16 protein-coding genes are annotated in these 9,083 nt (G+C 31.5%); all 16 read left to right on the forward strand.

The annotated features are described in order from the left end of the window. Nucleotides 1–213: hypothetical protein (locus tag KKC53_04000; GenBank protein MBU2598329.1), on the forward strand; the 213-nt coding region annotated here is incomplete at its 5' end. Nucleotides 214–292: 79 nt separating this feature from the next. Continuing rightward, a complete protein-coding gene (locus tag KKC53_04005) occupies nucleotides 293–472 on the forward strand; it encodes a hypothetical protein (GenBank protein MBU2598330.1) in 180 nt (59 codons plus the stop codon). A gap of 53 nt (nucleotides 473–525) precedes the next feature. Next, a complete protein-coding gene (locus KKC53_04010; GenBank protein ID MBU2598331.1) occupies nucleotides 526–837 on the forward strand; it encodes a DUF2958 domain-containing protein in 312 nt (103 codons plus the stop codon). After that, the gene (locus KKC53_04015; GenBank protein ID MBU2598332.1) at nucleotides 837–1,280 is read left to right on the forward strand and encodes a hypothetical protein; all 444 of its coding nucleotides are present in this window, start codon (nucleotides 837–839) and stop codon (nucleotides 1,278–1,280) included. Before KKC53_04010 ends, KKC53_04015 begins: the two co-directional genes overlap by 1 nt. Before the next feature lie 31 nt (nucleotides 1,281–1,311). Beyond that, a complete protein-coding gene (locus KKC53_04020; protein ID MBU2598333.1) occupies nucleotides 1,312–1,638 on the forward strand; it encodes a hypothetical protein in 327 nt (108 codons plus the stop codon). A gap of 426 nt (nucleotides 1,639–2,064) precedes the next feature. Then, the gene (locus tag KKC53_04025; protein ID MBU2598334.1) at nucleotides 2,065–2,613 is read left to right on the forward strand and encodes a DUF4241 domain-containing protein; all 549 of its coding nucleotides are present in this window, start codon (nucleotides 2,065–2,067) and stop codon (nucleotides 2,611–2,613) included. Between the two features lie 138 nt (nucleotides 2,614–2,751). After that, complete coding sequence (locus KKC53_04030; protein MBU2598335.1) at nucleotides 2,752–2,979, forward strand: hypothetical protein; 228 nt, start codon at nucleotides 2,752–2,754, stop codon at nucleotides 2,977–2,979. A gap of 384 nt (nucleotides 2,980–3,363) precedes the next feature. Further along, on the forward strand, nucleotides 3,364–3,636 hold the full coding sequence (locus tag KKC53_04035; protein ID MBU2598336.1) for a hypothetical protein: 273 nt from the start codon (nucleotides 3,364–3,366) through the stop codon (nucleotides 3,634–3,636). Beyond that, the gene (locus KKC53_04040) at nucleotides 3,626–3,982 is read left to right on the forward strand and encodes a hypothetical protein (GenBank protein ID MBU2598337.1); all 357 of its coding nucleotides are present in this window, start codon (nucleotides 3,626–3,628) and stop codon (nucleotides 3,980–3,982) included. Before KKC53_04035 ends, KKC53_04040 begins: the two co-directional genes overlap by 11 nt. Nucleotides 3,983–3,986: 4 nt before the next feature. Beyond that, on the forward strand, nucleotides 3,987–4,205 hold the full coding sequence (locus KKC53_04045) for a hypothetical protein (protein MBU2598338.1): 219 nt from the start codon (nucleotides 3,987–3,989) through the stop codon (nucleotides 4,203–4,205). Between the two features lie 287 nt (nucleotides 4,206–4,492). After that, the gene (locus tag KKC53_04050; GenBank protein ID MBU2598339.1) at nucleotides 4,493–5,749 is read left to right on the forward strand and encodes an RRXRR domain-containing protein; all 1,257 of its coding nucleotides are present in this window, start codon (nucleotides 4,493–4,495) and stop codon (nucleotides 5,747–5,749) included. A 426-nt stretch (nucleotides 5,750–6,175) separates the two neighbouring features. Continuing rightward, on the forward strand, nucleotides 6,176–6,382 hold the full coding sequence (locus tag KKC53_04055) for a hypothetical protein (GenBank protein MBU2598340.1): 207 nt from the start codon (nucleotides 6,176–6,178) through the stop codon (nucleotides 6,380–6,382). A 209-nt stretch (nucleotides 6,383–6,591) separates the two neighbouring features. Then, nucleotides 6,592–7,002, forward strand: coding sequence for a single-stranded DNA-binding protein (gene ssb, locus KKC53_04060; GenBank protein MBU2598341.1), 411 nt, complete (start codon nucleotides 6,592–6,594; stop codon nucleotides 7,000–7,002). Nucleotides 7,003–7,087: 85 nt separating this feature from the next. Beyond that, nucleotides 7,088–8,308 (forward strand): hypothetical protein, encoded by a 1,221-nt coding sequence (locus KKC53_04065; GenBank protein ID MBU2598342.1) that lies wholly within the window; start codon nucleotides 7,088–7,090, stop codon nucleotides 8,306–8,308. 69 nt (nucleotides 8,309–8,377) lie between these two features. Further along, nucleotides 8,378–8,644: a hypothetical protein gene (locus KKC53_04070; protein ID MBU2598343.1), complete on the forward strand. Its 267-nt coding sequence runs from the start codon at nucleotides 8,378–8,380 to the stop codon at nucleotides 8,642–8,644. After that, nucleotides 8,644–9,083, forward strand: a 440-nt coding sequence (locus KKC53_04075; GenBank protein MBU2598344.1) for a hypothetical protein, incomplete at its 3' end; no start/stop codon positions are given. The genes KKC53_04070 and KKC53_04075, both read left to right, overlap by 1 nt.

Below are 9,083 nucleotides of genomic sequence, written 5' to 3' on the forward strand. Positions count from 1 at the left end.
AGAGAATCATTCAAATCTGCTGTAAAGAATTCAGCTGCTTCAGTAGTATTTATACATAATCATCCAACAGGAGATCCTACACCAAGTTCTGACGATATAACTATAACAAAAAGACTGGTAGAGGCTGGAAAAATTCTGGGAATTAAGGTGTTGGACCACATTATAGTTGGTGATACAACACATTACAGTTTTTCTGAGGAAAATCTTTTGTAAATTTTAAGAAATGAAAAGAACCAGGGGAAATATTCCCCTTTTTTTATTAAATTTATAAATTATTTTGGAGGTGATACAAATGAAAAAAACAGCGAAAAGAGAAAAAAAAGATTCATATATCGATGGTTTTAGAAAAGATGTAAAAGAGGGAAGAGTTGAACCATCACTTAATTCTCCACTTGACTTTTTCGTTTACACCGATATAAAGAAACTTCGTTCTTTATATCCAATTGTTGGCTTAAAAGAAAAGAATTTGTAGAACATAGTTAGTTGTTTAAAAATTATTATATTTTATAGTAAAGGAGTTTTTTAATGAAATTATTAACAAAAGAAATTAGAAAAATCTTGCCCAAAGCAGGAGAGCAGGACTCAAAAAGTACTGATGAAACTATTGCATATGTCAAATATTTTTGTCCATGGTCGAACTGGAAATGGTACGTGATGGATTTTGATGGTGAAGATATATTTTTTGGATATGTTATAGGGCTTTATAATGAATTCGGTACATTTCGTCTAAGCGAATTAGAAAATATAAGAGGTCCTTTTGGCTTAGGAATAGAAAGAGATATATTCTTCAAACCAACTAAAATTATTGAATTAAAAAAGAAACATGGTGATTTGTAATGAGGTTTGAAAAAGAAATGGAAAATATTTTTGGGGTTTTTACTGATCCTATGGTTGTGTTTAATCAATCTTGGGCTGATGCTATACCAAAAAAATTAAAGGAGATTATTCACATTCAAAGACTTGTTAATGTTCGTAACCTGGAATATGCAACAGATATTGAAGCATTGGCATATATCATGACTGCTTCTTTGTGTTTTCCCCTTGATAGTGATTGGACTAAAATATACATGTTTTTAACAAAAAAGTATATTAAATTTCTAAAAAAAGAAATTCCAGATTTTTTAAAGGATGTTCCCGACGAACTCAGTTATTCTCAACCCAGTGATTTAGAGAAGCTTAAAATGTTTATCAAGGACAAACAACTTGCGTACAGAAAGAAAAAATTAAAAATTAATAAAAAATTTAATAAAAGTTCCCTTCAGTCTAAATTTAGTTTTTAGATTTAAGGGATTATTAAAGGAGGTGAAATAAATGGAAAATTTATTAAAAGACAAAAAATATGTTGAGGAAACATTTGATTTAGAAAAACTTGAACTTAAAAAGTCCATAACTTGTCCTAAAGAGATATTTAATCTTTCTTCAGTTGAGCCGATGTATGTTTGTGAAGTTTGTAAGATAGAAGGGTGTGATTTGTATTGGTTAAATAAGTATATGAGTGAAGTAATTGAATTTAATGCAAAATGTCCTCGTTGCAACAGATTAAATCATTTTGGAGTTACTAAAGAGGAAATAACAAAGAATTATTTTTTTACTTGCGACCATTGTGATAGACAATCTTTATTAAGTGATTATAATTAAGAAAGAATATGTCAATTACCCCTACCTAAAGGAAGGGGCTTGAGTTGTGAGATTCAAGTGTAAGAACAATATTTTAAAAGGAGGTTTTTAGGATGATAAATAAAATAGAGGGTATTTAGGATAATTTTGAAAGGACAGTAATTGTAGATGGCTCAATTATTAAACCTTCAAAAAGCCAAGAGGTTTTTAACCATAGTTCTGATGGTTTAAATTGGGGCTACGGTGGTAGTGGTCCTGCTCAACTGGCTCTTGCTATACTTTTAGAATTTACTGGTGTAGATACTGCTCTAAAATTATATCAATACTTCAAGTGGGAAGTAGTATCAAAACTTCCTTACGCTGAAAGTTTTGAATATAAGTTAGACATAAAAAAGTGGATTAAATCAAAAAAAATAGTATTATAAAAACATTTTATAAAGGAGAAAAATGAACAAAAAAAATGAAAAATTAAAAATAGATGAATGGGTCAAAATAGGAGTGATTGGAGTAGATTCAGCACATGTTCTTGTATGTGATCCTTGCTATATTGACAGTGAATGGACAAAAGAAGATGGTGACATAGAAAAATTATTAAAAGTCAAAGATACAGAAGAGATAATAGATATGGAAGCAGTACTGCAAAAAGGTCGAACATATAAATCCGAATGGAAAGAAGGAATTACTTACAACGAGGGAATTGAGAGAGGATTGCTTAAAAGCGTTCCCGTAAAACAAACACATACTTTTTCTTTAGATGGGTGTTTTAGGGAAACTTGTAAGAAAAGTGAAGGAGGACAGTTAAATTATAAAAAAGGACATGCTGGTGTAGGAGTTGTTTGTAGCTCAGGTTTTGGCGATGGAACATATAATGTATTTGTTAAGTATGATAATTTTGATAATTGGGGACAACGTATTGTAGAGTTAAAAGTAGTCTTTGTTTCGGAAAAAGAAAGAGAAGCATTTAAAAATATGGACAGAGATAGAAATAATAGATAAAAGTGGAATTACACTTTTAGATATGTGTATGATGCTGAAAAGTCTCAGAAAAAATAATTTTAATAATTAATCGAAATAAGGGGCAATTTTGGTAAATTTTTACCAACTTTGCCTCTTATTATTTTAAAGGAGGTTTTTATGTTTTTTAGGTTGAGATGTGAAAACTGTCAGGTAGAATATTTTTTACATTGGGTAAATTTAAGCTCAGCAAAAAAATATGACCAGGAGTTCTGCCCTAATTGTGGGGAGTCAGAATTTTTAGAAGCTAAGGAAGAACACAATATTTCAACTTTAAGTATAGACAAAATGTTGAATAATCATGTAAAAGAGAAATTTTTAAAAGAGAAAGAAGAAAAAATTTATTAAAAAATTAAAAAATTTATATTAATTTTAATTAACAAGCCAAAGGGTAGGAGGTTTTTTAATCTCTTACCCTTGTTGTTTGGAAAGGGAGGTTTAAATGTTAATTGATAATGAAAAAGCGATAGTTCCTTATGTTTGCGATAAGGATCACCTTGAGTTTATTTTACTAAGGAACAAATTACTGATGAGGAATTTGAGGGTTTTCGTAACTATATTTATGAAAGCGATTATATAGTTGATTCTATTACAGACAGAATACTTGATTTATTTTATTATTTCAAAAAAATAGAAAAAAATAATTAAAAAATTAATCTAATATTGTCAAAATTCAAGGGTAGGAGGTTTATTAATCTCTTACCCTCTTTTTGTTTCAGGAGGTAAGTTTATATGCTTAGTTATCTTATTAAATCTTCTATGTTTGCTCTCAAGTTTATGAGTGTAGCTGTTCCTATTTTTATTTTACTACTTTTAATAGTTGAGAAGTATAAAACTGATGATAATTTTGCAGAAATAGTATTAAGTTTCGTTGAGTTTTTAATGATATATCTAATAGTTGTACCTATCGTTTTATTAGTAAGTATTGGCGAATATTTAAAGGGTAAATTTAAAGAATACAAAAAATCTCTAAACACCAAAAAGGAGGTGCATTATGGAAAATAAATTATTACATTTTCAATACATCAAGTTAAAAATTAATTTTTACAGCAATGATGCTGTAAAGGAAGATTTTTTTAGAGAAATTGAGCTGTTTAATAAATCCAACAAAGGAATTATAGAAGTTGAAATTATTGATCCTTTGTCAAATAAAAATCCTCAAGTAGTAATAGAGAAAGAAGATGTTATGGATGAGGCAAAAGATATGGAACTGACAGATGAGGAAATGACAAATGTCAGAGAAGAGATGTCTGAAATTATGCGTTGGCTTAATGATAAGTTGTGGGATTATGTTGCGGAACATTACTGGGATGCAATATACGATGCAATAAACGATGTGTTAAAGAGGTGAAAAAATGAGTGATTTCAGTTTTATTTGTCCACATTGCAAGGAAGAATCAAATATTGTGGGTGAAGCTCAAGATGAAACAGTTTTCTATGAGTACAATTTCAAAACAGAATCATGGGAAGAGCGGGATAAATCAGGTGGTGACCATGTAGCATTCTATTGTCCTCTTTGTAATGAGGACTTGCCTGTAGAGATGGAAAATAAATTGTGGGAGAAAATACAGTAATTTTGTCAATTACCCCTACCTAAAGGAAGGGGCTTGAGTCGTGAGACTTGAGGGTAACTAGTTGATTAGGAGGCATATAAATATGCAGAAGTTATCAGTAAAGTTAAAGAACACACCAAGAGATACTTCTCTAGTCTCTTGCTCTGTAAGTTCTGTATTAAATAAAGAGGAAACTCTTAGTGTACAGGACAAAGTACTGACTTGATAACATCTCCAAAGAGAACCAACCCTGATTTTATCAGGAGATGTAAGCTTAATTTTAGTTTATTTAAGGAGGTGACACATAAATGTTGGTTTATGTACTAAACAAAGATGGCAAGGCTTTGATGCCCTGTCATTCGGGTAAGGCAAGAATATTACTTAAAGAAAAGAAGGCTAGGGTAGTAAAAAGGATACCTTTTACTATTCAGCTTATTTATGGAAGTACAGGTTATAAACAACCAATCACGCTTGGAGTAGATGCCGGGTATTCAAAGATTGGTTTATCAGCAGTTTCTAAAAAAAGGGAATTGCTATCTGGTGAGGTGAAGTTAAGAAAAGATATTATTAAACTGTTGTCTGTAAGAAGAACTTATAGAAGAACAAGAAGAGTTAAAAAGCTGTGGCACAGGAAACCTAGATTTAACAACAGGGTTTCTAGTAAAAAGAAAGGCTGGTTAGCACCATCAATTCAGCACAAGTTTGATAGTCATATTAGGGTTATTGATAAGGTTAGAGAAATATTGCCTATTTCAGATGTGATAATAGAAGTTGCATCATTTGATATACAAAAGATTAAGAATCCTGACATATCTGGCGTTGAATATCAAAATGGTCCACAAAAGAACTATTACAATACCAGAGAATATGTATTTCATAGAGATAATCACCTCTGTCAGAATTGTAAAGGTAAATCTAAAGATCCTATGATAAGACCTCACCATATTAAAACAAGACAAACTGGGGGTAATAGACCTGATAACCAAATAACTTTGTGTGAAACCTGTCATGGAAAGGTAACCGCAGGTGAGTTGAAGCTCGATGTCAAGCCATCAAAGGGCTTTAAAGCAGAAACTTTTATGACAACTGTCAGATGGAAGTTAGTAGAACAACTTAACAAAATAATGCCGTACTCTGTTTCTCATACCTACGGATATATCACTAAATTCAATAGAGAGCCTTTGGGTTTAGAGAAGTCACACATAAACGATGCTTTTGTAATAGCTAATGGAACTAAACAAAAAAGATGTAAGTTATACACAATTACACAAACACGCAGAAATAACCGATCTATACAAACAAACAGAAAAGGGCATAAGCTGTCAATAAGAAGAAAAAGATACAAGTTGCAGCCAAATGATATGGTCAAATTCAACAAGAAAATCTACAAAGTAAAAGGTGTATTTAATTATGGGACATGGGTAAGATTATCAAATGATTCTAAAGTCATTGATTCTAATATCAAAAATGTTTCATTGGTTTCCTATGGAAAGGGTTTGCAATTTAGATATCCAATTCATCTCTCACCAAATTCTAATGAACTTGGAAGGAGTCTTCTTGGATAGTTTAAATAAAATAGAAAAAAATTAATAACTCTTAAAGAAAATTTAAAATAAATATTAAACCAAGGGAGGTTTTAAATGGCAAGTTTAAATAATGTAACAATATTAGGAAATTTGACTCAAGATCCTGAATTGAAAATTAATTCCTGAATTAAATGTATTTTTATATAAAAAGAAAAATTAAGGAGAGTGATCAATATGACAGACTTAGAATTTTCTATATTTATTAATTTTGTTTTAGCTTTTTCACTTGTGATTTTGTTCTTTCTGTTTTATCAGTATACAAAAATTTAATTATTGGGAGGTTTAAATGTTAGTTTATTGTCCTGTATGTAGACAAAATACATATCAATTACTCCTACCTAAAGGAAGGGGCTTGAGTCGTGAGATTCAAGTGTAAAATCAATATTTTAAAAGGAGGTTTTAAAAGTGACTAAAAAATACAGAATAAGTGCCTACATTTACACAATAACAGAATCCGAAGATGGATATTATTTTGACAATATAGAGGATGCAAGAAAAGAGTTAGAACAATTATATACTCTTTGTCCGGAAAACATATACAAAATAGAAGAGGTTCAGCATAAAAATACTAAATATGGAGAGGCAATAGAAGTTGTATGTGAAGTTGAATAATATTAATTTATTAATTTTTAATTTAATTAAATTTTTGAGAAAGGAGATTAAAAAATGAAGTTTGTAGTAACAAGATCTTCTGCTGATTAAATAGTTAATATGATAGCAGATTTGTGGGACTTTTTTGATGAACAGGGGAGGTGAAAAAAAATAAATAATTCTATTAATTTTTTAAAAAATAATAACATTAAAACTATAGGAGGTTTTAAATGGCAGGTGTAAATAACATAACAATAATTGGTAACTTAACAGGTGATCCTGAACTACGATACACTCCAAACGGAACTGCTGTTGCAAATTTTAGAATAGCTGTAAATAGAAGATGGCAGGATAATGCAGGTGAATGGTGTGAAGATGTAAGCTACATTCCAGTTACAGTGTGGAAAAAACTAGCAGAAAACTGCTCTGAATCTTTGAAAAAGGGGGATAGGGTTGTTGTAAATGGGAGACTACAGATGAGAACATGGGAAACTAAAGAGGGACAGACCAGAAATGTACTTGAAATCATTGCAAAGGTTGTAGCCTCATCTCTTGAATGGGCAACTACTGAAATCACAAAGAACCCAAAACATGAGGAAGATACTGATGAAGTAGAAGAATCTGATGATTTACCATTTTAGGTATTAAGAAATCTATTATAAGTTAAACATAAAGGGCATTAGTAAAAACTAGTGCCCTTTCTTTATTTACACAAAGGAGGTAATAATGTTAGACCTTAAAAAAATGCAGGAAATTTCCGATCGAATTGTCGCAAATAACATGAAATATCAGGAGGAAAAAGATGGGTGGCGACCACGACACGGTAACTTCTACGCCTCTGAGGGGAAAAGTGTTAGGAATCTAAGAGATCTTTCGACATTTAAGTGTGCAAGGTCTACATACTTTGATTTTGTGCATTTAGACAAGAAACAACCCCTCACAGATAGGACAAGAAAACTGTTCAAAGAGGGCAAACGAATTGAAACTGAAATAATTAAGGATTTCAAAAGACAGAAAATACTGTTCCGTGTCTATAAAAAAAATGAAACCGGAAAGAGGGTTTATCGAGGAGATTATAAGGATATTTATATTCGTGACAATAATATGAATATTGGAGGAATTGTTGATGCTGGGTGGCAGATAACATTCAATGGTCAAAAAGCGAAAAAACCCATTCCTGTTGAAATCAAAAGAGTTTCTCATTTCAATTTTAACAGATTAGACCCTCTGCTACATTTTAATACTTCTTATAGAATGCAGGCAAATTACTACGCTATTAACATGGAAGTTCCGTTCAACTGTATCTACTGCTACAATCCCAACACTCTGAAAGAGCAGGCATTTATGTTCTTAACAGACAAGGAATTGTATGAAGAGCAGTGTGAGTACTTCGGCTATATTCAAAAATACCTTGATAAGGGAACACCACCACCTCGTGATTATGACATGGGAATTGATCCGATGTGCAGTTATTGTAGTTATTATAAGTATTGTGCAACCGTACCCTCACCTCCACCACCAGCACCTGTGATGTATAAAAATTCAATACCGAAAAAAAGCTTTACTGAAGAGGAAAAAGAGGCAATTCTTGATACACTTGTAAAAGCAGGAAATTTGAAGATGGAGCTCGATCAAAAAAGTGCAAATTTAAACGAAATGAAAGCTCAATTGAAACAGTTTATGGAATCTCAAGAAGTTAATTGTCTTGCAGTTCCTGGAATTACTATGAAAATGGTAACGAGGGAAAATATAAAGTGGAACAAGAATAAACTTGAACCCCTCTTAAAAGAAGAAGGTTTGTGGGATATTATAACTTCTCCTGATAATAAAAAAATCAAGAGATTGTTAGAAAACGATCCTTCTTTAGAGTTAAAGTTGAGTGATGCAAAGGAGGTTACTGAAACGCAGTTTGCTACCTTAAAAGTCGATCAGAAGTACTCTCAATAATAATTTTTAATAAAAGGGGAGTGGTTTAAAAAAGCCACTCCTTTTCTATTTTTATAAAGGAGATCTATCATGCCTGAAAAAGTTAAATGGAGTTTTGTTTCATGTCGCCCCACCATAGCAGCTAAAGCTCATAATTATTCAATTAGATTATTCTCTATTGAATTATGTGGAAGATACGATGGAGTTCTGTCCTTTGTTTCAATAGGTATATGGACAAATGATATTAAATCTGTTCTTACCGACTTTTGCAAAACTCCAAGAACCGTTGAGGAAATAGAACGACTTAACGGTCAAGAATTTAAGTATAATTTTCTATTTGAAAAGGAGAAAAAATAATGGATAAAAAAACAATTACAAATGAAAATCTAATGAAAAAGTTGCAAGCACACTTCCCTAATGCAGCTTTAGCACCTGTACAAAGAGGTAAGGGCTTTTATCTTACATCAATAAAAGCTCAATATGTTATAAGTAGATTGAACGAAGTCTTCGGTCCATGCGGAATAGGTTGGAAATTCACATCCTCTTTTGAAAACTTAAATAGCAACTACATAATTTGCTTTTTGGAGTTGAGTATAAAAGTTAATGGTGAATGGAGTGAGGCAATAGCTGGAGTTGGCGGACATAAAGTCGCAGGAGAGTTGGCAGACGCATATAAGTCTGCAAGAACAGATGCACTTACAAAGGCTGCATCTACGTTAGGAATAGGAGATTATGTTTTCAAAGGAATGGTAAATCCCCTAGATTTAATTAAAAGGGATGCTAAATCAAAATCCAA

It is taken from the genome of Actinomycetota bacterium, from assembly GCA_018830725.1.
GTDB lineage: Bacteria > Actinomycetota > Humimicrobiia > JAHJRV01 > JAHJRV01 > JAHJRV01.

What these genes read in the sequence shown, in the direction of transcription:
- KKC53_04045 (MBU2598338.1), top strand. Translation starts at nt 3,987, where the DNA reads ATGAGTGATTTCAGTTTTATTTGTCCACATTGCAAGGAAGAATCAAAT.
- KKC53_04010 (MBU2598331.1), top strand. Translation starts at nt 526, where the DNA reads ATGAAATTATTAACAAAAGAAATTAGAAAAATCTTGCCCAAAGCAGGA.
- KKC53_04050 (MBU2598339.1), top strand. Translation starts at nt 4,493, where the DNA reads ATGTTGGTTTATGTACTAAACAAAGATGGCAAGGCTTTGATGCCCTGT.
- KKC53_04065 (MBU2598342.1), top strand. Translation starts at nt 7,088, where the DNA reads ATGTTAGACCTTAAAAAAATGCAGGAAATTTCCGATCGAATTGTCGCA.
- KKC53_04040 (MBU2598337.1), top strand. Translation starts at nt 3,626, where the DNA reads ATGGAAAATAAATTATTACATTTTCAATACATCAAGTTAAAAATTAAT.
- ssb (MBU2598341.1), top strand. Translation starts at nt 6,592, where the DNA reads ATGGCAGGTGTAAATAACATAACAATAATTGGTAACTTAACAGGTGAT.
- KKC53_04005 (MBU2598330.1), top strand. Translation starts at nt 293, where the DNA reads ATGAAAAAAACAGCGAAAAGAGAAAAAAAAGATTCATATATCGATGGT.
- KKC53_04070 (MBU2598343.1), top strand. Translation starts at nt 8,378, where the DNA reads ATGCCTGAAAAAGTTAAATGGAGTTTTGTTTCATGTCGCCCCACCATA.
- KKC53_04025 (MBU2598334.1), top strand. Translation starts at nt 2,065, where the DNA reads ATGAACAAAAAAAATGAAAAATTAAAAATAGATGAATGGGTCAAAATA.
- KKC53_04030 (MBU2598335.1), top strand. Translation starts at nt 2,752, where the DNA reads ATGTTTTTTAGGTTGAGATGTGAAAACTGTCAGGTAGAATATTTTTTA.
- KKC53_04035 (MBU2598336.1), top strand. Translation starts at nt 3,364, where the DNA reads ATGCTTAGTTATCTTATTAAATCTTCTATGTTTGCTCTCAAGTTTATG.
- KKC53_04020 (MBU2598333.1), top strand. Translation starts at nt 1,312, where the DNA reads ATGGAAAATTTATTAAAAGACAAAAAATATGTTGAGGAAACATTTGAT.
- KKC53_04015 (MBU2598332.1), top strand. Translation starts at nt 837, where the DNA reads ATGAGGTTTGAAAAAGAAATGGAAAATATTTTTGGGGTTTTTACTGAT.